Genomic DNA, 21,568 nt, shown 5'->3' with positions numbered 1-21,568 from the left:
CGATTGGGCGATGCGAACCAGTTCGTCGGACAAGCGCTCCACGACCGGTGCCGGCGTTGCCACCGGTGCCAGGGCACCGATCCACGACGAGACCTGGCAGCCCGCAACGCCGGCTTGCGCGGTTGTCGGAACCTCCGGGATCTCCTCCCATCGCGCGGGGCTGGTGACAGCGAGGCCGCGCAGTTTCCCCGCCTTGACCATCGGCACCACGCTCGGTGCGCCCTGGTCCGTCAGCCGCGGCCTTGGCTACGGCGTCGGTGCCGATGAGGCCGCCTGCGCCGGCACGGTTGTCCACCATTACCGGAGATTTCAGGTGACCATCGTGCCCGAGTGCATGGTGCCGATCGAGGCCAGTGCGCGCTCGACCTTGCTGCAGATCGCCGAGCCGTGGGCTACCCGCAACGTGTGCATCGGCACGCGCCGCGGCAAGGCGATCACCGCGGCCACCCGTGCGTTGATTCGGCAGCTGCCGAGCAGCCCGTTGCCTGAGCGCGGCCAGCGGGCATAAATGCCTGCGGCCGCGCACACGGAGTGTGCTGTATTGCGCACGGCTTGCGGCGTCCAGCGTCCTATGCCTGGAACGCAGTGGCACAGCCACACCCGCTACCAGCCACGCCCCCGAGTGCCTATGCTCAGGCCTGACGGCGCCGTCAGAGCGCGCGCGGGCCCGGTATTCCAATAACAAATCGGTATGGCGACGAAAAGAAAATGCGAATGGACGCTGTGATTCGCCATTTCTAGAATCACCTCACGCTGAATGCATGCGTGAATCCGCCGCACAAGAAAGCGCCACCAAGAATCCACCAGATGCTGATGCCGTAAATGGGGCAGGGGTCGTTGTTGCCCCCAGTTTCGCGCACAGGGCGGGGCAGGCATCCCCGTATCGGTTCGGACAGGCGCAAGACACTGGAGACAATATGAAGAACCCCCTTGCGGGCGCCGCCTTTGCGGCGCTTGCAGCCTGCTGCACCGGCGCCTTCGCACAGAGCAACGTCACGCTCTATGGCCGGCTGAATACATCGATGGAGTATTCCGATGCGTCGACGGCGTCCGACGGCACCAAGCTGGGCGGCACCGGCCGGCTGACCAACAACCGCTCGGTCTTCGGCATGCGCGGCGAGGAATCGCTGTATGGCAGCCTCAAGGCGATCTGGCAGATCGAAAGCTCCATCTCGCTGGATACCGGCAGTGGCCAGCTGGCGGGGCGCAATACGCGCGTCGGCCTGGCCGGTTCGGCCGGCAGCTTCTTCATGGGCAACTGGACCACGGCCTACCTGGAAGCCACCTCGTCCTACGATCCGTTCTATCCGACCACGGCCGGCTACATGGCGCTGATCGGCAATGGCTCGACCCCGACCTCCGACAATGTCCAGGACACCAGCGCCTTCGATCGCCGCCAGAAGAACAGTGTCCATTACCGCAGCCCGAAGTGGAACGGCTTCAGCGGAGGCGTGACCTGGGGTATCAACGAAGAGCGCATTACTGTGCCGCGCAACCCGAGCCTGTGGTCGTTCGCTGGGGCTTATGACAACGGCCCGCTCAATGTCGTGCTGGCCTATGAGCGCCACAACAATTACCAGACCGCGGGACGCGACGACGAAGGCATGAAGATCGGGCTGTCGTACCAGTTCCCGACCACCAAGGTCTCGGCCATCTATGAGCGGCTGCACTACCGCACCGCCACCGGCGACCTGAAGCGCGATGCCTACTACGCGTCGGTGGTGCAGCAGCTGTGGACGGGCAGCCTGCGCGCCGGCGTCGGCGTGGCCGGCAACGGCCGTGGCAACGCCACCGAGACCGTCGGCTTCTTCCGCAGTGGAGCGGATACCGGCGCGGTCCAGGCCACCCTGGGCTACGAGTACCCGCTGTCCAAGCGCACCTCGGTGTTTGGCTTCTACAGCCGCATCTTCAACAAGAAGAACGCCACCTACGACTTTGCGATCAATGAGCTGGGCATTTTCGCCGGCGCCGATCCGCAGACCGTTGCGCTGGGCATGCGCCACGTCTTCTGAGCACGGCACACGCCAGGCCATCCCCCACGATTCCAGGAGTCCCCCAATGAAATTCCAGAACATCCTGCGCGCGGCGCTTGCCACCGCGCTCTGCCTGCCGCTGCTGCACGGCGCGGCGCAAGCCGAAGCGTATCCCGACAAGCCGATCCGCATGATCGTGCCGTTTGCGGCCGGCAGCGCCACCGACCTGCTCGCACGCATCGTCAGCGCCGAGATCGGCACCAGCTCGAACATGCAGATCGTCGTCGACAACCGCCCCGGCGCGGGCGGGACCATCGGCACCGCGGTGGTGGCCAAGGCGCCCGCGGACGGCTACACGCTGCTGCTGACCTCCGCAGGGCATGCGGTCAATCCCACGCTCTATCCCAAGCTGCCGTACGACACCACCCGCGACCTGAAGGGCATCTCCACGGTGGCGACCATGCCCTACCTGCTGGTGGTCAGCGCCTCCAGCCCCTACCGCACGCTCAAGGACCTGCTCGCGGCTGCGCGCGCCAAGCCGGATTCCGTCACCTACAGCTCGGCGGGCAGCGGCAGCTCGTCGCACCTGAGCGGCGAGCTGTTCAACGTGACCGCGGGCGTGCAGACCCGGCATATCCCGTACAAGGGCGCGCCGGCGGCGATCACCGATGTGATGAGCGGGCGCGTCGACATGTTCTTCGCGCCGTCCATCACCGCGCTGCAGTTCGTCAAGGACGGCAAGCTGCGCATCCTGGGCGTGGCCACGGCGGCGCGGGTGCCGTCGCTGCCGGACGTGCCCACCATCGCCGAAGCGGGCGTGCCGGGCTATGTCTTCGATGCCTGGTTCGGCGTGCTGGCGCCCGCGGGCACGCCCAAGGATGTCGTTGCCCGCCTGAACACGGCGATGCAGCAAGCGCTCAGCGCGCCGGCGACCAAAGAGAAGCTGATTGCGCAAGGCGCCGAGGCCAAGCCCTCGACGCCGGCTGCCTTCGACAAGCTGATCGCCGCCGACATCGCCAAGCTCGAGCCCGTCGTCAAGCGCTCGGGCGCACAGCCGGGCCAGTAACGCCGCCCCGGCGCCCGCGTGGCCGGGCGCCATCTCTCCTGCACGAAGGGAACATCGATATGCGTTGCATTGCACGGGCCCTGGCGCATGCCATGGCTGTCGGCTGCCTGGTGGCGGCTTCGGGAGCGCAGGCGCAGGCCGGCGCACACGCTGACCGGATCCTGGTCAATGGCACGGTACTCACCATGAACGCCACGGACACAGTGGCGCAGGCCCTTGCCATCCGCGGCGACCGCATTGCCGCGGTGGGGACCAGCCAGGACATCCGGCGCCTGGCCGGCCCGCGCACGGAGGTGATCGACCTGGGCGGGCGCACGGTCATCCCCGGCCTGATCGACACCCATATCCACGCCATTCGCGGCGGCCAGAGCTATGCCTTCGAGACCTACTGGTACGAAGGCGAGACCACCAGCCTGGCCGCGGGGCTGGAGCTGCTGCGCAAGACCGCGCTGGCGCGCGGCCCCGGCAAATGGGCGGCCGTGACAGGTTCCTGGCACCCCGACCAGTTCACCGAGAAGCGCGCGCCGACCCCTGCCGAGCTGACCGCGCTGCTGCCTGACAATCCGGCCTATGTGCAGTACCTGTACGACTATGCACTGGTCAACGCCAGGGCGATCGAGGCGCTCAAGCTCGACCAGCCGGATGCGCTGCCGCCGGGCATCCGCGTGGAGCGCGACAGCGAAGGACGCCCCACCGGCCGGATCTTCGGCGCGATCCGGCCGCTGTCGGCGCTGTTCGGCCGCATCCTGGCGCAGAGCCAGGTCGACCCCAAGGCCAGCCTGCAGTCCTTTTTCAGCCGTCTCAACAGCCTGGGCGTCACCGCGCTGATCGATCCCACCGCGGGACCGGGCCCCGCCTACGATCCGCTGTACGCATTGTGGCGCGAGGACAGCCTGTCGCTGCGGGTCGGCTACCGCATCCCGACCATGGTCGCTGGCAACGAGGCCGAATGGTTCCGCAATACGCTGGCCTACCTGCCGCCGCGCCTGGGCGACGGCAAGCTGCGCTTCCTCGGCCCGGGCGAGATGCTGGTGTTCGGCATGGACGACGGCGTGAAGATGGGACCTGGCTTCCAGCCGTCGGCGAAGGACCGCGAGGAACTGCTCAAGGTGGCAACGTTCGCCGCCAGCCGCGGCTATCCGGTCGAGATCCATGCCTATACCGACGATGCTGCCAGCGCGATCCTCGATGTCTTCGAGGAAGTGGGCAAGCGCCATGACCTGGGCAAGCTGCGCTGGGCCATGGCCCACCTGAATACCGGCAAGCCGGAGACGTTCCGGCGCATGAAGGCGCTTGGGCTTTCCTACACGGTGCAGATGGGGCCGTACTTCGAGGCCGGCGCCATCGGCCACGCCAACGACCACCATGTGGCCGAGGCCGCGCCGCCCGTGCGCCTGGCCCTGCAGCACGGGCTGAAGGTGGCGGGCGGCACGGATGCCACGCGCATCGGCATCCCCGGCGTCTGGCGCGCGCTGGAGTTCCACGTCGGCGGCTATTCGATCGGCAAGGAAGTCAGGCGCAAGGAGGACTTCCGGCTGTCGCGGCTGGAGGCGCTGCGGCTGTACACCGCCAATGCCGCGTGGATTTCATTCGACGAGGCCTCGCGCGGCACGCTGGAGGCCGGCAAGCTGGCCGACCTGGCGGTGCTCGACAAGCCCTACCTGACCGTCCCCGTTGAAGACATCCACCGTATCCGTTCGGTGCTGACGATGGTCGACGGCAAGGTGGTCCATGCCGACGGCGGCTTTGCCGCGCGCAAGGCGCGCTAGCCATCGGCGCCGCGCGCACCGGAGGGAATACGCCATGCCGCACCTGATCGTCGAATACACCCACAACCTCACGCCGGTTGTGCGCATCGATGCCTTGTTGGCCGGACTGAGCGCGGCCTTGATCGCGCAGGACGGCGCGTTTCCGGTGGGCGGCATCCGTGCGCGCGCGCTATGCCTGGAGTCTTACCGCATGGCCGACGGTAGCAGCGACGATGCCTTCGTGCACGTGACGCTGGCGGTCGCGCCGGGGCGCTCGCAGGACGTGCTCGACCGCACCGTCAGCGCCTTGTTCGATACCTTGACCTCGCATTTCGCCGAGCCATACCGGCGCCGCTACCTGGCCTTGTCGCTGGAGCTGCGCGAGTTCGCCGGTGCCTACCGGAGCCTCAACAACATTCACCAGCGCTACAGCACCACGGCTGCATAGGGCGGCAGCCGCGTACCACCACAACGACAAGAAAGACCCACGGAGGAGACAGCAAATGAAGATCGGAACCATGGGGGCCGCGCTGCTTGCGCTTGGCCCGACGCTGGCCGCGGCGCAGTCCGTGACGATGTACGGCGTGATCGATACCGGCGTGGAGTACGTGAACAAGGTCGGCGCGGGCGGCGACAGCCTGGTGCGCATGCCGACCCTCACCGGCACCGTGCCGTCGCGCTGGGGCCTGCGCGGCACCGAGGACCTGGGCGGCGGACTCAAGAGCGTGTTCGTGCTGGAGTCCGGCTTCGCCCCCGATACCGGCGGTGCCAACCAGGGCGGACGGCTGTTCGGGCGGCAGGCGCTGGTGGGGCTGAGCGGCAAGTGGGGCCAGCTGTCGCTGGGGCGGCAGTACACCATGCTGTTCTGGGCCAACCTGGACTCGGACATCCTCGGCCCCAACGTGTACGGCGCGGCGTCGCTCGACAGCTACCTGCCGAATACGCGTGCCGACAATGCGGTGGCCTACAAGGGCACCTTCGGCGGGCTGACCGTCGGCGCCACCTACAGCTTCGGGCGCGATGCGGTCAACGCCGGCCCGAGCCCGGCCGGCACCAATTGCGCTGGCGAGAACCCGGCCAGCAAGTCTGCCTGCCGGGAATGGTCGGCGCTGATCCAGTATGAGCACAAGGGCTGGGGCGTCACCGCTGCCTATGACTCGCTGCGCGGCGGGCCGGGCGCATTCGGCGGGCTTGGCAACAAGTCGCTGAGCGATGACCGCCTGTCGCTGAGCGGCTACGTGCTGCTGTCGCGCGCCAAGCTGGGGGTGGGCGTGATCCGCCGCGACAACGAAGGCAGCGCGACGCGGCGCAGCGAGCTCTGGTATGGCGGCATGGCCTACGACATCACGCCGGCTTTTACGCTGGCCGGGCAGGTCTATTACCTCAAGTTCCATGACAGCGCCAACAAAGCCATGTTGTATGCGGTGCGTGGTGCCTATGCCTTCTCCAAGCGGACTTCGGTCTATGCCACGGCTGGATTCATCGATAACGGTGGGCAGCTTGCCCAGTCAGTCAGTGCCGGGGCCGCGGGGTCCAATCCCAGGGCGGGTGGGTCGCAGTTTGGGACGATGGTGGGGGTCAAGCACGTCTTCTAGTGGGCTGACTGCTTGGCGCTATGCGGTCGGGTGTCGTACCCAGGCAGACAGGTCTGCAGGCGGCAGCGGAATGCGCTGCATGATGGCTATGAATTGTCTAAATTTGCCGGTCTTCCGATAGAGATTGCCATCACTAGTAGTTGCAAAGCATTTCTTGCGGATAACATCGCCTTCGCTCCGCAGAAGGCGCTTCGCGTGCAACACGGGTGCCTTGCGGCAATCCTCATCTCAGGAGGCCGCCCGCATGGGTATCCGCGACTACCTGCCATTTCCCGCCCGCACCGTCACCGTCTCCGGCACCCCCTTGCCGGACATTTTCGGACAGTCCCGCTCAAGGTCAGTCCATGGCCACTGATCGCATCCATCTGAAAACCGGGGAGGAGATCGGCGGGTACGCCGGAGCCGTCGTTGCACTCACACCTTCGACCGACACGCGCCGCGTCAGTCTGCCGGTGCCGCCTGACAAGGTGATTCCGGTCATCTTCCTGCCGGGCATCATGGGGAGCCACCTTCGCATGAGCCGGAAGCGGCAGAAGGATCTCGAGCGCGACGACAACATTGCCTGGCGGCCGGATGACACTGGGGACACGCTTGCCCGCCGCAACGACTCTCCGGGCCGGCGGCAAATGAACTTCGATCCCGATGAAACGGAGGTGGACCGTTACGAGATCACCGAGGACGCTGGAAAGTTCGACATGACCGGCGAGGAAACGGTCAATTCCGACAAGCGGCACGCCAACGTCCCCGATGGGCTGCCCGATATCGGCTTGCTGATGAGCGCGCCGTTGCCGCCTGCCGCGGAGCAGTGGAAGGCCAAGCGTGGCAAGCACGAGGCCACCGCCGCGCAGAAGGCCCGCTGGCGCGGCTGGAGCGAAGTCATGTTCGAGACCTACGGCGAGGTGATCAAGCTCATGGAGGCTCACCTGAACGACATGCTGGTGCCGTTGGCCAGGGAACTCTCGCCGACCTGGAAGAAGGGCAGGAAGGTGGAAGTGCTGGGCGTCAACCCCGCCTATTGGGGCGGCGCCGGCGATGCGCTGACCGAGGCCGATGTCCTGCGCGTGGCGAACTGCTGGTATCCGGTCTACGCGATGGGCTACAACTGGCTGGAAAGCAATGGCACGTCCGCAAAGAAGCTGGCCAGGCGCATCGACGAAATCATCGGGATGTACAAGGCCAACGGGCGGCAGTGCGAAAACGTGATCGTCGTCACGCACTCGATGGGTGGCCTGGTGGCCCGCGCACTGCTGCATCCGGACTACGGCAACGCGCAGGACAAGATTCTCGGCGTCTACCATAGCGCCCAGCCTGCGCTCGGGGCCGGGGCGGCCTACAAGCGCGTGCGCACAGGGTCCGACGTGCAGGACAATCTGGTTGGAGACATTGCCCGCAATGTCATGGGCAGAACAGGCAAGGAAGTGACGGCGGTCTTTGCCAATGCCTCGGGGCTGCTGGAGCTGCTGCCGACCGCCTCCTATCCACGAGGATGGTTGCGTCTGCAGACAGGCGACTACCGGCAGGCCATGGCGCTGCCGATTACATCGGATGCACCGTTGAAGGCGTATCTGAACGATCTGGACTTGCATCAGAAACTGGGCGTGGACAAGCCGGCGCCGCCGATGGCGGTGGGAGATCCGGTCTACGACATCTACACACGCAATCCGCAGGCGTGGTGGCGACTGTTGAATCCGGAATGGATTAATCCGGCAGATAAGGATCTTAGAGGAGCGGAGCCGTACGCACTTGCGAAGAAGCGGATTGCCGCCGCGCAGCTTTTCCACAAGAACATCAAGGACCTGTATCACCCCACGACCTATGCCAGCTACGGCGAAGACAGTTCGCAGAAATCGTATGGCAGCGTGACCTGGCGTGCGGAGACTGCCGATCTGGTACCACATGGCGACCCGCTCACATGGACGATCGAGAGCGAGGACGCCGAGGGCCGCATCGTGGTGCGCACCAGAGGCAACCAGACGCTCACCCTGCGCCTGGAGCCGCCGACAGATGCCGGGGACCAGACGGTGCCCGCCAAGGCGTCCGCTGAAGCCGTGCGCGGTACGCTATTCCGGCAAACCGGCTACGAGCATCAGGGCAGCTATCAGAATGACCAAGTGCTGGCGAGCGCCCTGTATTCGATCATCAAGATTGCCAACACTGCGCCATGGTGGCGCCAATGACCCGTCGCGGCTTCACCAAGATCTTGGCTGGCCTGCTGCTCGCGGGCTGCCAATCGTTTGCGTATCCGGAGAACAAGATGTCGGAACCCGTTGCGCTGTCGCCGCGCCTGCAGACCCTCTTCGCCAAGACCAAGCAGGTTTGCTTTGGCCGCTACGTGATGGAAGTCCCGGCCGAAGCCAAACTACTGTGGGGCTTCCGGGAGTTTCCCGGAAAGATAATTACGCACGTCGGACAAGCGGAACGCTTGAAAGAACGAGCGGAGTCATTTCGTCGCGAGATTCTAAGTAAGGATCGAACTGCCAAGATTAGCTATTTTGGTCAGGCGGCGACTTCGCGAAGCTGGGAAATTCGATATTTTGAAGACCAGCTCTCGATCGACTACGGGGTGGAAATGAAGCATACCTACGTAGCATCTGGTTCGAATCTGTTCGAGTGGTTTACTGGTGGCGATAAGCTCGCTCCCTTAGTGCGTGGCATCCGGGCACGCGACAACGCAGACATTCCCACGGCCCCCGGCGTCTGCATCGACCACGGCTTCGTCGCGGACGCGTCCGGCAGCTACCAGGAAATCTTCGGCGCGGGCATTCGGCTGCCCAGCCTGCCCGATGTCAGCTTTTCAGTGGACTCCAACAAGCTGGCCAGCGTGGACGGCGAACCTGGTCTGCTGACTTCGATTGCCGAGCAAAGGAAGTACCTGGGTAGCCGCTACCCGAAATTGACGACCCTGCGCGAGGGCAAGCGCACGGTCGGCGTCTGGCAAGGGGAAGAATCGCTGGTCCGCCGTGCGGATGGCACACATGACTTCGAGTGGGAAGCTGTTGGCAGGGATCGAACGACGCTGCATCCGGCAGTGATCGGCGCCAAGATGTACACGAAGGTGGCGGCCAATCGCATCGGCGCTGCTGATCAGGCCTCGCTGACGGACGAGGAAGCTGTAGCCCTCTGGGACAGGCTGCTGGATGGTGTGCGTTTCCGTGTCAACGCGCCCCCGACACAGACCAGCGATCCGGTCACGGTGCGCTCGGGCGAAACCACCCCGCTGTCCGGCATCTGGCGCGCCTCGCTTCCGCCCGGACACCCTCAGGCGGATTGGGTAGCCAGCAAATCCGGCATCCTGCGGCAAAAAGGAATGCCAATGATCCGCTTCGGGCTTTCGCCGTCCGACGAAGCGCTGGTTGTCTGGACGTGGGTGGGCGAGGCCAGCACATGAGCCGCCGCATCATCACGGTTGGCGATATGACCGACCACAATGGTGTGGTGGCCACGGGTTCCCCCAAATACAAGCTCTGGGGGCGCGCCGGTTGCGCGGCTGCATGACGACGTGGATTGCCCAACAGCCGCGCCCGCCAAGCGCGTCCGCTAACTATCCAAGGCCTCCCCCAACAACCGACTATTAGGCCAATTCCCATCAACCGCCAATTCCCTGGCAACATCCCTGAGCGTTTCCATCACGGCCAGCGTGGCCCGCGACGGCGGCCGCGCGGCCGCATAGCCGATCATCCGATGCAATTCCAGCCCTCGAATCGGCAAGGCCTGCAGACGCTGCGCCTGCAGTTCGTCGCGTATCGCCGCGGCAAAGTGCACGGTCCAGCCGAACCCGCGCGCCACCAGGCGCCTGGCCACCTCGATCGATTCGACCTCCATCGTGACTTGCAGCTCCACCTCCTGGCGCGCCGCCAGGGCTTCCAGCGCCAGGCGCACGCCTGACTTGGACACCCCGGTCAGGATCAGCGGCAGGCCCTGCAGCTGTTCAATGTCCACGGGCCCATCCCCCAGCAGCGCATCGCCCCAGGGGCCGATCGCGCACAGGCTTTCGGCAACCAGCGGCACCACCGAGACCCCGGGGCTCGACACCGGTCCGCTCAGCAGCCCGACGTCGAGCGTGCCTTGCAGCAGCGCATCCTGTAGCGCGGGCGCAAAGTTCTCGACCAGCCGCAGCCGGATTTCCGGATAGCGCTGGCGCAGCGCTTCGGCCAGCGGGATGAACAGCAGCGGCGCCAGCGCCGGGGTCAGTCCCAGCGCCACCAGCCCGCGCGGAGAGGCCGCCAGGTCGGCGATGTCGACCTTGACCTGGTCGGCATAGCGCAGCAGGAAGGACGCGCCGTCCAGCAGCACCAGGCCTTCCGGCGTGGGCGTGGCGCCGCGCACATGGCGTTCCAGCAGCCGCACGCCCAGCTCTTCCTCGAGCAGCCGGATCTGCCGGCTCAGCGCGGGCTGCGCGATATGCAGCGCAGCCGAGGCGCGGCCGAAGTGCTGCAGCGTGGCCAGCACCTTGAAATAGCGAAGCTGTCGGAGATCCATCGTCATGCCTCAGGATAGTCGCCTAGTCGTGCAATCGATTGCACGACTAGGCGCAAAAAAAGGCGGAGCCATATGGCGCCGCCTTACAGGGGCCGGGTTGATGCCCGCACCACCAGCTCGGGCGTCAGCAGGGTCCGCGCCGTGGTGGCAATGCTGCCGTCGAGCGCGCCCAGCATCAGCGCCGCCGCGCGCGTGCCCATCTCGTAGAACGGCACGCGGATGGTGGTCAGTGCCGGCGACACCGCGTGCATCAGCAGCATGTCGTTATGGCCGACCACGGACAGGTCCGACGGGCAGCTGCCGCCCGCCGCGCGCACGGCCGCATAGCAGCCGAGCGCCAGGAAATCATTGGCGGCCACCACCGCGGTGATGCGCTGCCGCCGCGACAGCAGCTGCGCGCACGCGGCCTGGCCGGCGTCTTCGGTATAGGCCGGCGCATGCACCACCGGGCATTGGGATGCAGACAGGCCCAGGTCCGCCACGGCCTGCAGGAAGCCTGCCTCGCGTTCATGCCCGGTCGACAGGCTGGATGGCCCGGCAACATGCCCGATGCGGCGGTGGCCCAGCGCGTGCAGATGGCCGACGGCCAGCGCCATCGCCTGGCGGTTGTCGCCGACCACGCTCGACACGCGCCCCGCATCGTCGCTGCGGTTGACCATCACAATGGGCACGCCCTGCGCCAGGCAGTGCGCCACCACGGGGTCGTTGCGCTCGGCGGTGGCCAGGATCAGGCCATCCACCTGGCGCGCCAGCAGCTGGTCGACGATAAAGGTCTGGCGCGCCTTGTCGCCGCCGGCATTGGCCACGATCGGGATATAGCGATGCCGGGACAGGGCGTTCTCGATGCCCAGCACGATCGGCGGAAACACCGGGCTGCCGATGTCAGGCACCACCACGCCGATGGTGCCTGAGCGCCGCGTGCGCAGTGCCGCCGCGATGCGGTTGGGCGAGTAGTGCAGGTCCTGCGCCGCCTTGAGCACGCGCGCCACCAGCTCGTCGCCGATGCGGTGGCGGGTCTCGGGATTGAGCACGCGCGACACGGTCGACGGATGGACGTCCAGTGCCTCGGCGATCTGCTTGATGGTGGGTTTGCTCATCGCTGTGGTGCCATGTGCGGCAGGCTGCTCGCCATACCTTCTGGTTATCGGGATGCCGCCAAAAAGTGGATTGGACGCCGGGCCGCGGCCATTCCTAGAATCGGCCTCGATGCCGGCCAGCTTCGCGTTTGCCGTGCAATCGATTGCATTGTAATCTGCTGACAAAGCGGTGCCAAGTCGCAGATCGACCCGGACCAGAAGGACATCAAGGACAAGGAGAGGCACATGAAAGGAGCGGTTTCGCTCGCCGGCAGGGCGCCGGTGTACCAGGAGTTTGACGATCCCACCCCGGCGGGCGGGCAGGTGGTGGTCGACGTAGGCGCCGCGGCGCTGTCACGGCTGGATATGGCCATTGCCGAGGGCCGGCACTACATCAAGCCGGCGGCGGGCAGCTTTGTCGTCGGGCGCGAGGGCGTGGGGCGCCTTGCGGATGGCCAACGGGTCTACTTCAACGTCAACGCACCGGTCGCGCCGTTCGGCTCGATGGCGCAGCGCGCGCTGGTGGATCCGGCGCTGACCTTCCCGGTGCCGGACGGCATCGATGACGAACGCGCTGCCGCGCTCGGCAATGCCGGCCTGGCGGCATGGCTGCCGCTGTCGTGGCGGGCGCGCATGCAGCCGGGCGAGACCGTGCTCGTGCTCGGCGCGACCGGTATCTCGGGATTGCTGGCGGTGGCCGCGGCAAAGCTGCTGGGCGCCGGCCGCGTGATCGCGGCAGGGCGCAATGTGCAGGCGCTGCAGCGCGCACGCCGGCTTGGCGCGGATGCGGTGGTGCCGCTCGACCAGCCCGGCGACCTGCTCGACGCCTACCGCAACGCGGCCGACGGCAATGTCGATATCGTGCTGGACTACCTGTGCGGCGCGCCGGCAGAGGCCGCGCTGCTGGCGCTTGGTCACGGCGGGCGGCTGGTCCATATCGGCACCACGGTGGCGCCCACCATTGCCTTTGCCGGCGCCGCGGCGCGCAAGGCGTGCTTCGACATCATGGGCTTTGCCTACTACCACGCGCCCGTCGAGGTCCAGGCGCAGGCCTATGCCGAGCTATGCCGGCATACCGCGGCAGGGCGCATGGAAATCGATATCGTCACCGCGCCGCTGGAGGATGTCGGGCAAGTGTGGGCCGCGCAGGCCAGGGGCGCGCGCCAGCGTTTCGTGCTGGTGCCCTGAGTCGGCAGGGGTTCTTGCCAAACGGCATCGAGCGATGCCGTTTGGTCATGACGCCGGAAGCACAAGCCGGGTCGGACCGCCGCGTCCGCGCATGGCGCCGGACTGGCGACAGCCAGCACTTCCACGATTGCGTGGAAATCAAATGCCGGCGGTCGCGTGTCCTGGATGATCTCCGGAGCGAGCACTTCAGCGCCCGCGGCTTTGGCGCCAGGTTGCAGGGCGCCGGCCGGGCACGTTCAATATCTCCGTGAGTCGAAAGAAGTTCAGGGCAAGGGCGGCTTGGGCAGACGGGTCTCCCCCGGTTCGAGTTTCAGTTCGACATCGAGACGGAAGCGGCCGCCATCGACCGGCTCAAAATCGCGCAGCAGCGAGCCGACGGCGCCAAAAGCCGCGTCGCTGAAGGCAAAGGGATCCAGGGCATCGAAGATCTGCGTGGTCAGCACCTTGTGCCCTGGCGCGATGGCGATGAAGTGGAGATGGGCCGGGCGCATGTGGTCGCGGTTCTGCAGGGCCAGGAGGTCGCCGCAGGGGCCGTCGATCGGGACGCCGTAGCCTGAGGGCCGCACGCTCTCGAACCAGAAGCGCCCGTCGGCATCGGTCTCGAACGCGGCACGCAGGTTCATGTCCTCCTGGTGTTCGTCCTGATTCTCGTACAGGCCGCTTGGCGCCGCCTGCCACGTCTCCACGCGCGCGCCGGCGATCGGCGTGCCGTCGATCGACACGACGCGTCCCTGGACGAACAGCGGATCGCCCGTGGTGTCCGGGGTTGCGATGTGCGCGCCGTTGACGCGAACCGGCTGGTTCGCACGCCAGAACGGGCCGATCAGCGCGGGCTCGGTGCCGCCGGCTGCAAGCACGGCCTTGGCATCCATCAGAAGCACCAGCGTGGCAAGCCCGAGAATATCCGCCAGCAAAATGCCCTCGTGCTTTTTCGGTCCGGTGGCCTGGCCGATGCGGACCATGAAGTCCAGGCCATGGTGGAGTTCCTCATAGGTCAGTTGGACCTCTGACGCGAAGGCGTGCGCATGCCGGATAAGCGCATCAAGAATGGTTCTGGTGCGCGGGTCGTGCGTCCCGGAATTCGCTTTGAGCACGGCCTTCAGCAGTGCCTCGGGGGTGGCTGGAATCGATTGCGCGTTCGATGCGGATGGCGCGAGCGCGCTTTCTGCGGAGGCAGATGTCATGATGGTCGGCTCCTGATGATTGAAAGAGTGGTTGTTGCCTGGCGAGGAGACGGGCATTGGCGCCCGGTCTCAGTCGCCCTGGATACGTGCCTTGGTCGCGACTTCGGCCCAGCGCGGGACATCTTCCGCGACCCGGGCAGCGAGTTCTGTGGGCTGGCTCGCCACGACCTCGAAGCCGAGATCGCTCGCCTGCTGCCGCACTTCGCTGCTCTGCAGGATGCGGCGGACCTCGGCGTGCAGGCGGCGGACCGCGGCTTCGGGCGCGCCTGCCGGAGCAAACAGCGCCTGTATGGTCTCTGAACGATAGCCCGGAAAGCCGGATTCGGCCACGGTCGGAATCTGCGGCAGGCCGGGCCAGCGCCGCAGGCTACCGACCGCAAGCACCCTGAGCGACCCGGCGGCGATATGGGCCTTGGCGGCCGGAAGCGCGGTCAACCCGCAGTCGACCTGGCCGCTGAGCACCGCCTGAACCGCCGGCGCGGCGCCGTTGTAGGGTACGTGCAGGAGACCGATGCCCGCGCGCTGCCACAGCAGTTCGCCGCCGAGATGGACGCTGTTGCCTTTGCCGGGCGTCGAGTAAGTGAACCCGCCCGGGCGCTTGCGGGCGGCTTCGATCAGCCCCGGAAGGCTGCCAATGCTGCTCTGGCTCGGCACCACGATCACGTCGGGCGAACTGACTGCCAACGTGATCGGCGCGAACTGGCGCAAGGGGTCGTAGGGACGCTTGTCAGGGAAAAGCGCGGGGTTCGTAACGAAGGATGAGGAGACGAATAACAGTGTCTGGCCATCGGGCGCGGCGCGTGCTACGGCGGCGATGCCGATGTTGCCGCCCGCGCCGGCGCGGTTGTCGACCAGCACTGGCTGGCCCAGTGCATCGCTGAGACGGACAGCCACGATACGAGCGATGATGTCCGAGGTGCCGCCGGCGGCGAAGGGGACGATGATGCGCACCGCCCCTTTTGGCGACCAGTCTTCAGCGGCCTTGGCGCAGGCGTCGAACCTAACCGCGGCCGCGGCAAGTCCCGCCACCGCCTTCAATGCGCCGCGCCTGCTCATCCCTGCGGGCAACGTGTGTGACGCCTCACTCAGTGTCATGGTTGTCTCCTCGTTGCCCGCTCGTACGGGTCGCGGCGGCCGTCTTCAGTCTGCGGCGCGGTGTTCCGCCTTGTCCGCTTCCGTTTCCGTGATGTAGCCGTCCTTGCCATAGACGAGACCGGTGGCCTCGGCTGCCTTCACTACGTCCGGGTGCCAGGCGATGCGGCCGCACTCCTCGTCGGTGCCGCCGACCACCGAGTACACGACCAGGGCGTGGTCGTTCGGGTTGCGGAAGCCTCTCATCACGCCGATCGGGCAGGAGATCACATCCCACTGGTTCAGCATCAGCGAGTACTGGCCCTTCTCGCCCCAGATGACTTCCATCTGGCCATTCAACGGGCAGAACACTTCCTCGGTCTTGTGCGCGTGCAGGCTGGCGCCTTGCCCGACCGGGATTTCGATAAAGGTCACGCCGAAGCGGTGGTTACCCGGAATCGCCGGCTCGACGCCTTTGTTCTCGAGCACGCCGCGGTTCATGATCTTGTAGATGTTCTTCTTCATGCCGGGCAGGCGGCTTTCGATGAAGGTCTCACCGTAAGGTTTGACCTTGCCCCAGCGCGCGATGCGGGTGGCTTCCATTTCCTGAGGAGTGGGATCCATGCTGATTCCTTGGTGCAATGAAGTTGGGAGAACGGAAGGGCGATTGCCTTCTGTCCGTGCAACTTTAAGAAGCGCTCAGCGATTAATCCATTACCATTTTTCTCGCGACTCGATAACATTTCGGTATCGAGAACTTGCGAGACTTCGGTACTTTGTCGTGAGGGTATCCTGCCGGCCGATGGAATCTTCTCCCTTTAGGGAGTGGCCTTGATGCTTCAGCCTTCCGCGCTGCCGCGCGCCAGCCGCGCGGCGGCGCGCAGGCTGCGCACGATGCGGTCGAAGGCGGCGGCACGCGCCTCGTCGGTGCGCTGGCGCAAGACGAACGACGGGTGGTAGGTGGCGATGACAAGCCGTCCCTCGTGCTCGACTGGCGTCTCCATCATTCCAGCCAGCGACACGCTCTTGCGGCCCAGCACCGCACGAGCTGCGGTGGCGCCAAGCGCGACCACGACCCTGGGCCCGACTTTCTTCAGTTCGCGCTCCAGCCACAGGTTGCAGGCCTCGATCTCCTGCTGCGCCGGTGACTTGTGCAGCCGGCGCTTGCCGCGCCATTCGAACTTGAAGTGCTTGACCGCATTGGTCATGAAGAGCTTGTCGCGCTCCAGCCCCGCGCTGGCCAGTGCTTCGTCCAGCAGGTGCCCGGCCGGGCCGACGAAGGGGGAGCCCTGCAGGTCTTCCTGCGCCCCCGGCTGCTCGCCGACCAGCATGATGCGCGCATGCGTGGCGCCGGCGCCGGGCACGCCCTGGGTGGCATTGCGCCACAACGGGCAACGCCGGCATTGGTTCAGTTCATCGCGGCTGACGGGCAGCTTCCGGTGCTCGGGCATGGCGGCACGGCGCACTGTGCTGCTGTCGGTCTCATCCTGTGGCCGCTTCGGTCGCCGATTCTTCAGCGTCGGCCATGGCCGCGGATGCCGCATGGGGCTGGGCGTCTGGCTCGGCGGCGCGGATGCGCAGCACGGTCTGGCGTGAAGTGCTGAAGCGCCGCGCGGTCTCGCTCACTGAATTGCCCGCGGCCAGCGCGTTCAGGATCGCATGGCGCTGTTCAGGCGTGTGCTTGGGCGGACGGCCCACCTGACGTCCCATGGCCTTGGCCGCGGCCAGGCTCTCGCGCACGCGCACGCTGCGGGTGGCGCCTTCCAGCGCGGCGATCGCGCGCAGCACCTCGACCGCCTCCGGCGGCGTGGCGTTGGCCAAGTCGTCACGGGACAGCTGCACGCAATACAACGCCACGCCCAGCAGGCGGAAGCGCCGGATGGTGGCCAGCACCTCGGGCACGCTCCAGCCCAGGCTGCACAGCCGCAGCGACACGACCGAGTCGGCCGGCTGCACCTGATGTTGCAGCGCGCGCAGGCGTGGGCGCTGCAGCGCGGGCACTGACGCGAGCTCTTCTTCCCAGAAGGCATGGCGCATATCTACGCCATAGCCGGCCTCGCGCGCGGCTTGCAGTTCGTCCATCATGGCCGGCTGGCCATCGGCACAATTAGAGTAGAGGAATGAGGTCGGCATGGTGGTGATGGACGGCACGGACGCGCCGTACGGTATCGGTTGCTTTTCGGACAGGGACAATCCCTGGTTCGGCTTACTGCGCCACGCCGCAAATTTCATGCCGCGCTTGCCCCGGACAGGGCAAAGGTGAGCAGGCTCCCATGGCGCGGCATGCAGGCGAATGAAGCTGCGGCAAGCCCTGTCCGGCCGACGCGGCGCCGCGGGCACAATTACAAGGCTTCGCGCAGGAATTGCAATGACTGCAGTTGCGCTGCCTGCGCCGGCGCGGCTCTTCAGCGGATTTGAAGGACTCGCACAATGGGACGCGTCCCGCGCCCGCGAGCGGGACGCTACGATGACGCGGTCATCACCTGCCGTACCGCAACTGCCTCATGACCTTTGTCGTGACGGATGCCTGCATCCAGTGCCGCCATACCGATTGCGTCGAAGTCTGCCCGATGTCGTGCTTCCACGAAGGGCCCAACTTCCTCGCCATCGACCCCGACCAGTGCATCGATTGCTCGATGTGCGTGCCGCTGTGCCCGGTCGGCGCGATCTACTCGGAGCATGACCTGCCCGAAGACCAACGGCATTTCATTGCCCTCAATGCCGAACTGTCGCGGCGCGCGGACTGGCTGCCACTGTTGAAAGCCAAGGGGCCAATCCCCGGCCACGCGCAGTGGGCCGACCATCCTGACCGCTTGTCGTTGCTCAAGCGCTAGCGCAAGCGCTGCGGCGTGGCGCCGTAGTCCGGGAAGGCTTCCTTCAGGGTGAGCACGGTGCCGGTCAGCGTGCCATCGTAGCCGGGCAGTGCATTGACGCGCTGGCGGAAGGCTTCGCTGGTGAGCGCATCCACCGCGCCGGCCAGTGCCGCGCTGCGCAGCTTGGCGCGCTCGATCGCAAAGAAGTAGCGCTCCTTGATCACCGGCACGAACGCCAGCCCGAAGCGCCGCGCCGCGGTTTCCACGCCAAATCCCACGTCCGCCATGCCGCTGCCGATATACGCGGCCACCGCGGCGTGGGTGAATTCACCGTTGCTGTAGCCCTCGATGCGGGCCGTGTCGATGCCGCGCGCGGCCAGCATCAGGTCCAGCAGCAGGCGCGTGCCCGAGCCCACCTGGCGGTTGACGAAGCGCACCTCGCGCCGGGTCAGGTCTTCCAGCGTGTGGATGCCAAGCGGGTTGTCCGGCCGCACGAACAGTCCCTGGCTGCGCACCGCAAGGTGCACCAGGCAGTGGGTGTCCGGCTTGAGCCAGGTGGTGAAATGCCGCCACATGCCGTGCTCGAACTCGCCCACCGGCACATGGAAGCCGGCGATATCGCAGGCGCCTTCGGCCAGTGCCGCCACGGCCTCGACGCTGCCGCAGTATTTCAGGTCGTGCCGCACCTGCTGCTCGTCGAGGAAGTCGCGCAGCGCCGCCACCGCGAAGCCGTGGCTGGCATGCAGCCGCGCCGTGGCTTCGGGCTGGTCCATCAGCTTCTTCAACTCGATCTCCAGCTCGGACGCCAGGCTGTCCAGCGTCGGCGACAGCCGCGCGCCGATCCGCTTGCTGGCCCACACCAGCTGCTGCGCCAGTGGCGTCAGCGCGCTGCCGCGCCCGCGGGTCTTGTCGATCAGCGGGCCGCCGAACAGCGCCTCGGCATCGCGCAGGATGCCCCAGGCATAGCGATACGACAGCGATACCGCCTGCGCCGAGTGGCTGATGCTGCCGGATTCCTCGATATGACCGAGCAGGGCCACCAGCCGGGACACGTCCAGGGCCTCGCCACCGGGGCTGGCGTCGTCCCGGATCTGCAGGTGCGGGTGGATCGAGATGCGGATCATATGTAGAAAATAGCTTATTGAAGGGCCGCTGTCACTCCCATATAGTCCATCCAACGGGAAAAACGGCGACGTCACAGCCCGTAAATAGGAAAAAAATAGCATATAAGAGGCCGCGCTGCCGATCTGTGCGACGCCTCACAGGAGACGCTATGCCAGAAATTTCCCCCCACGCACCGGCATCCGCCGACGCCTCGCGCATCGCCGCCATCGTGGCGGCACGCCAGGACATGCCGGGCGCCTTGCTGCCGATCCTGCATGAGATCCAGGACACACAGGGCTATATCCCCGACGCCGCCGTGCCCGTGATTGCCCGCGCGCTGAACCTGTCGCGCGCCGAGGTGCATGGCGTGATCACCTTCTACCACCACTTCCGCCAGCAGCCGGCCGGCCGCCACGTGGTGCAGGTCTGCCGCGCCGAAGCCTGCCAGTCGGTCGGCGCCGAAGCGCTGGCCGAGCATGCGCAGCGCGCACTTGGCTGTGGCTTCCATGAAACCACCGCGGACGGGCAGGTGACGCTGGAGCCGGTTTATTGCCTGGGCCAGTGCGCCTGCGGCCCGGCGGTGATGGTCGGCGAGCAACTGCACGGCTATGTCGATGCCAGGCGCTTCGACGCGCTGGTGCGCTCGCTGCGCGAGTCGTCCGCGGAAAAGACCACGGAAGCCGCGGAGGCACAGGCATGATCACGATCACCACCATCTTCGTGCCGCGCGATTCCACCGCGCTGGCGCTGGGCGCCGACGACGTGGCCCGTGCCATCGCGCGTGAAGCCGCGGCGCGCAACGAGCACGTGCGCATTGTGCGCAATGGCTCGCGCGGCATGTTCTGGCTGGAGCCGCTGGTCGAGGTGCAGACCGGAGCCGGCCGCGTGGCCTATGGCCCAGTGAGCGCCGCAGACGTGCCGGAATTGTTCGACGCCGGCTTGCTGCAAGGCGGCGAGCACGCGCTGTCGCAGGGCGTCACCGAAGAGATCCCCTTCCTGAAGCAGCAGGAGCGCCTGACCTTCGCCCGCGTTGGCATCACCGATCCGCTGTCGCTGGACGACTACCGCGCGCATGAGGGCTTTGCCGGCCTGGAACGCGCGCTGGCGATGCAGCCGGCCGAGATCGTGCAGGAGGTCACCGACTCCGGCCTGCGCGGCCGCGGCGGCGCGGCGTTCCCGACCGGCATCAAGTGGAAGACCGTGCTGGGAGCGCAGTCCGCGGTCAAGTACATCGTCTGCAATGCCGACGAGGGTGACTCGGGCACGTTCTCCGACCGCATGGTGATGGAAGACGACCCGTTCATGCTGATCGAAGGCATGACCATCGCCGCGCTGGCGGTGGGTGCGGAGCAGGGCTACATCTACTGCCGTTCCGAATATCCGCACGCGATTGCCGTGCTGGAAAGCGCGATCGGCATCGCCAACGCCGCCGGCTGGCTCGGCGACGATATCCGCGGCAGCGGCAAGCGCTTTCACCTGGAAGTGCGCAAGGGCGCCGGCGCCTATGTCTGCGGCGAGGAAACCGCGCTGCTGGAAAGCCTGGAAGGACGGCGCGGCGTGGTGCGCGCCAAGCCGCCGCTGCCGGCGCTGCAGGGGCTGTTCGGCAAGCCCACCGTGATCAACAACGTGATCTCGCTGGCCACCGTGCCGGTGATCCTGGCGCGCGGCGCGCAGTACTACCGCGACTACGGCATGGGCCGCTCGCGCGGCACGCTGCCGTTCCAGCTGGCCGGCAACATCAAGCGGGGCGGGCTGGTGGAGAAGGCGTTCGGCGTCACGCTGCGCGAGCTGCTGGTCGACTACGGCGGCGGCACCCGCAGCGGCCGCGCCATCCGTGCGGTGCAGGTGGGCGGACCGCTGGGCGCCTACCTGCCAGAGTCGCGCTTCGACGTGCCGCTGGACTATGAAGCCTATGCCGCGTTCGGCGGCGTGGTCGGCCACGGCGGCATCGTGGTGTTCGATGAAACCGTCGACATGGCCAAGCAGGCCCGCTACGCGATGGAGTTCTGCGCGATCGAATCGTGCGGCAAGTGCACCCCGTGCCGGATCGGCTCGACCCGCGGTGTTGAAGTGATGGACCGCATCATCGCCGGCGAGCAACCCGTCAAGCATGTCGCATTGGTGCGCGACCTGTGCGACACCATGCTCAACGGCTCGCTGTGCGCGATGGGCGGCATGACGCCATACCCGGTGCTGTCCGCGCTGAATGAATTCCCCGAGGACTTCGGCCTCGCCTCCAACCCAGCCAAGGCCGCCTGAGCCAGGTCCAGC

The 21,568-nt window shown here is 66.6% G+C and carries 19 protein-coding genes and 2 pseudogenes; 11 read left to right on the top strand and 10 right to left on the bottom strand.

What is annotated here, in order from left to right; genetic code table 11:
• Positions 1-57: 57 nt before the first annotated feature.
• Both CF68_RS39185 and CF68_RS39180 read right to left on the bottom strand, forming a co-directional pair.
• A pseudogene (locus CF68_RS39185) lies at positions 58-201 on the bottom strand (tripartite tricarboxylate transporter substrate-binding protein); the annotation flags it as partial.
• A 25-nt stretch (positions 202-226) separates the two neighbouring features.
• Positions 227-313 (bottom strand): annotated as a pseudogene (locus tag CF68_RS39180) (tripartite tricarboxylate transporter substrate-binding protein); the annotation flags it as partial.
• Positions 314-917: 604 nt separating this feature from the next.
• Here CF68_RS39180 and CF68_RS19970 point away from each other — a divergent pair.
• The 7 genes from CF68_RS19970 (at position 918) to CF68_RS19940 (ending at position 9,770) form a co-directional block, all read left to right on the top strand.
• Positions 918-2,012, top strand: coding sequence for a porin (locus CF68_RS19970; protein ID WP_035822058.1), 1,095 nt, complete (start codon positions 918-920; stop codon positions 2,010-2,012).
• Between the two features lie 46 nt (positions 2,013-2,058).
• The gene (locus CF68_RS19965; protein ID WP_035822055.1) at positions 2,059-3,039 is read left to right on the top strand and encodes a tripartite tricarboxylate transporter substrate binding protein; all 981 of its coding nucleotides are present in this window, start codon (positions 2,059-2,061) and stop codon (positions 3,037-3,039) included.
• A 92-nt stretch (positions 3,040-3,131) separates the two neighbouring features.
• Complete coding sequence (locus tag CF68_RS19960) at positions 3,132-4,808, top strand: amidohydrolase (RefSeq protein WP_235205823.1); 1,677 nt, start codon at positions 3,132-3,134, stop codon at positions 4,806-4,808.
• A gap of 34 nt (positions 4,809-4,842) precedes the next feature.
• On the top strand, positions 4,843-5,235 hold the full coding sequence (locus CF68_RS19955) for a 5-carboxymethyl-2-hydroxymuconate isomerase (RefSeq protein WP_035822049.1): 393 nt from the start codon (positions 4,843-4,845) through the stop codon (positions 5,233-5,235).
• A gap of 55 nt (positions 5,236-5,290) precedes the next feature.
• Positions 5,291-6,382, top strand: coding sequence for a porin (locus CF68_RS19950; RefSeq protein ID WP_035822046.1), 1,092 nt, complete (start codon positions 5,291-5,293; stop codon positions 6,380-6,382).
• A 344-nt stretch (positions 6,383-6,726) separates the two neighbouring features.
• Positions 6,727-8,559 (top strand): hypothetical protein, encoded by a 1,833-nt coding sequence (locus CF68_RS19945; protein WP_035822044.1) that lies wholly within the window; start codon positions 6,727-6,729, stop codon positions 8,557-8,559.
• Complete coding sequence (locus tag CF68_RS19940; RefSeq protein WP_035822106.1) at positions 8,556-9,770, top strand: T6SS immunity protein Tli4 family protein; 1,215 nt, start codon at positions 8,556-8,558, stop codon at positions 9,768-9,770. The genes CF68_RS19945 and CF68_RS19940 overlap by 4 nt, the downstream gene beginning before the upstream one ends.
• A 149-nt stretch (positions 9,771-9,919) precedes the next feature.
• On the opposite strand, the gene CF68_RS19935 is transcribed toward CF68_RS19940, so the two are convergent.
• Both CF68_RS19935 and CF68_RS19930 read right to left on the bottom strand, forming a co-directional pair.
• Entirely contained in the window at positions 9,920-10,861 is a 942-nt protein-coding gene (locus CF68_RS19935) for a LysR family transcriptional regulator (protein WP_035822103.1), read from the bottom strand.
• An 83-nt stretch (positions 10,862-10,944) separates the two neighbouring features.
• Positions 10,945-11,958: a LacI family DNA-binding transcriptional regulator gene (locus tag CF68_RS19930; RefSeq protein ID WP_035822041.1), complete on the bottom strand. Its 1,014-nt coding sequence runs from the start codon at positions 11,956-11,958 to the stop codon at positions 10,945-10,947.
• Positions 11,959-12,183: 225 nt separating this feature from the next.
• On the opposite strand from CF68_RS19930, the gene CF68_RS19925 reads away from it, so the two are divergent.
• On the top strand, positions 12,184-13,125 hold the full coding sequence (locus tag CF68_RS19925) for a zinc-binding dehydrogenase (RefSeq protein WP_035822039.1): 942 nt from the start codon (positions 12,184-12,186) through the stop codon (positions 13,123-13,125).
• A gap of 263 nt (positions 13,126-13,388) precedes the next feature.
• Here CF68_RS19925 and CF68_RS19920 read toward each other — a convergent pair whose 3' ends face one another.
• From CF68_RS19920 to CF68_RS19900, 5 genes are all read right to left on the bottom strand, one after another.
• A complete protein-coding gene (locus tag CF68_RS19920) occupies positions 13,389-14,309 on the bottom strand; it encodes a dioxygenase (protein WP_051591602.1) in 921 nt (306 codons plus the stop codon).
• Between the two features lie 69 nt (positions 14,310-14,378).
• Complete coding sequence (locus CF68_RS19915) at positions 14,379-15,404, bottom strand: tripartite tricarboxylate transporter substrate binding protein (RefSeq protein WP_051591599.1); 1,026 nt, start codon at positions 15,402-15,404, stop codon at positions 14,379-14,381.
• 45 nt (positions 15,405-15,449) lie between these two features.
• A complete protein-coding gene (locus CF68_RS19910; protein ID WP_011614618.1) occupies positions 15,450-16,004 on the bottom strand; it encodes a cupin in 555 nt (184 codons plus the stop codon).
• Positions 16,005-16,219: 215 nt separating this feature from the next.
• Positions 16,220-16,831, bottom strand: coding sequence for a UdgX family uracil-DNA binding protein (locus tag CF68_RS19905; protein WP_035822036.1), 612 nt, complete (start codon positions 16,829-16,831; stop codon positions 16,220-16,222).
• 31 nt (positions 16,832-16,862) lie between these two features.
• Complete coding sequence (locus tag CF68_RS19900) at positions 16,863-17,531, bottom strand: recombinase family protein (RefSeq protein ID WP_235205822.1); 669 nt, start codon at positions 17,529-17,531, stop codon at positions 16,863-16,865.
• 353 nt (positions 17,532-17,884) lie between these two features.
• Here CF68_RS19900 and fdxA point away from each other — a divergent pair, with 353 nt between their 5' ends.
• Positions 17,885-18,214, top strand: a complete 330-nt coding sequence (fdxA, locus tag CF68_RS19895) for a ferredoxin FdxA (protein WP_035822034.1) — start codon at positions 17,885-17,887, stop codon at positions 18,212-18,214.
• Here fdxA and CF68_RS19890 read toward each other — a convergent pair.
• Positions 18,211-19,317: a substrate-binding domain-containing protein gene (locus CF68_RS19890; RefSeq protein ID WP_035822032.1), complete on the bottom strand. Its 1,107-nt coding sequence runs from the start codon at positions 19,315-19,317 to the stop codon at positions 18,211-18,213. The genes fdxA and CF68_RS19890 overlap by 4 nt on opposite strands.
• 149 nt (positions 19,318-19,466) lie before the next feature.
• Here CF68_RS19890 and CF68_RS19885 point away from each other — a divergent pair, with 149 nt between their 5' ends.
• Both CF68_RS19885 and CF68_RS19880 read left to right on the top strand, forming a co-directional pair.
• Positions 19,467-19,997 carry a formate dehydrogenase subunit gamma gene (locus CF68_RS19885; RefSeq protein WP_035822030.1) on the top strand — a complete coding sequence of 177 codons (531 nt, stop codon included), beginning with the start codon at positions 19,467-19,469 and terminating at the stop codon, positions 19,995-19,997.
• Positions 19,994-21,556: an NADH-quinone oxidoreductase subunit NuoF gene (locus CF68_RS19880; protein WP_035822027.1), complete on the top strand. Its 1,563-nt coding sequence runs from the start codon at positions 19,994-19,996 to the stop codon at positions 21,554-21,556. Before CF68_RS19885 ends, CF68_RS19880 begins: the two co-directional genes overlap by 4 nt.
• Positions 21,557-21,568: the final 12 nt, after the last annotated feature.

It is taken from the genome of Cupriavidus sp. SK-4 (assembly GCF_000611125.1).
GTDB lineage: Bacteria > Pseudomonadota > Gammaproteobacteria > Burkholderiales > Burkholderiaceae > Cupriavidus > Cupriavidus necator.
This window is presented reverse-complemented; position numbering and strand designations above follow the sequence as displayed.

Excerpts from the sequence above, each read along its gene's own strand:
- CF68_RS19970 (WP_035822058.1), top strand. The coding sequence starts at position 918 with ATGAAGAACCCCCTTGCGGGCGCCGCCTTTGCGGCGCTTGCAGCCTGC.
- CF68_RS19965 (WP_035822055.1), top strand. The coding sequence starts at position 2,059 with ATGAAATTCCAGAACATCCTGCGCGCGGCGCTTGCCACCGCGCTCTGC.
- CF68_RS19960 (WP_235205823.1), top strand. The coding sequence starts at position 3,132 with ATGGCTGTCGGCTGCCTGGTGGCGGCTTCGGGAGCGCAGGCGCAGGCC.
- CF68_RS19955 (WP_035822049.1), top strand. The coding sequence starts at position 4,843 with ATGCCGCACCTGATCGTCGAATACACCCACAACCTCACGCCGGTTGTG.
- CF68_RS19950 (WP_035822046.1), top strand. The coding sequence starts at position 5,291 with ATGAAGATCGGAACCATGGGGGCCGCGCTGCTTGCGCTTGGCCCGACG.
- CF68_RS19945 (WP_035822044.1), top strand. The coding sequence starts at position 6,727 with ATGGCCACTGATCGCATCCATCTGAAAACCGGGGAGGAGATCGGCGGG.
- CF68_RS19940 (WP_035822106.1), top strand. The coding sequence starts at position 8,556 with ATGACCCGTCGCGGCTTCACCAAGATCTTGGCTGGCCTGCTGCTCGCG.
- CF68_RS19935 (WP_035822103.1), bottom strand. The coding sequence starts at position 10,861 with ATGGATCTCCGACAGCTTCGCTATTTCAAGGTGCTGGCCACGCTGCAG.
- CF68_RS19930 (WP_035822041.1), bottom strand. The coding sequence starts at position 11,958 with ATGAGCAAACCCACCATCAAGCAGATCGCCGAGGCACTGGACGTCCAT.
- CF68_RS19925 (WP_035822039.1), top strand. The coding sequence starts at position 12,184 with ATGAAAGGAGCGGTTTCGCTCGCCGGCAGGGCGCCGGTGTACCAGGAG.
- CF68_RS19920 (WP_051591602.1), bottom strand. The coding sequence starts at position 14,309 with ATGACATCTGCCTCCGCAGAAAGCGCGCTCGCGCCATCCGCATCGAAC.
- CF68_RS19915 (WP_051591599.1), bottom strand. The coding sequence starts at position 15,404 with ATGACACTGAGTGAGGCGTCACACACGTTGCCCGCAGGGATGAGCAGG.
- CF68_RS19910 (WP_011614618.1), bottom strand. The coding sequence starts at position 16,004 with ATGGATCCCACTCCTCAGGAAATGGAAGCCACCCGCATCGCGCGCTGG.
- CF68_RS19905 (WP_035822036.1), bottom strand. The coding sequence starts at position 16,831 with ATGCCCGAGCACCGGAAGCTGCCCGTCAGCCGCGATGAACTGAACCAA.
- fdxA (WP_035822034.1), top strand. The coding sequence starts at position 17,885 with ATGACCTTTGTCGTGACGGATGCCTGCATCCAGTGCCGCCATACCGAT.
- CF68_RS19890 (WP_035822032.1), bottom strand. The coding sequence starts at position 19,317 with ATGATCCGCATCTCGATCCACCCGCACCTGCAGATCCGGGACGACGCC.
- CF68_RS19885 (WP_035822030.1), top strand. The coding sequence starts at position 19,467 with ATGCCAGAAATTTCCCCCCACGCACCGGCATCCGCCGACGCCTCGCGC.
- CF68_RS19880 (WP_035822027.1), top strand. The coding sequence starts at position 19,994 with ATGATCACGATCACCACCATCTTCGTGCCGCGCGATTCCACCGCGCTG.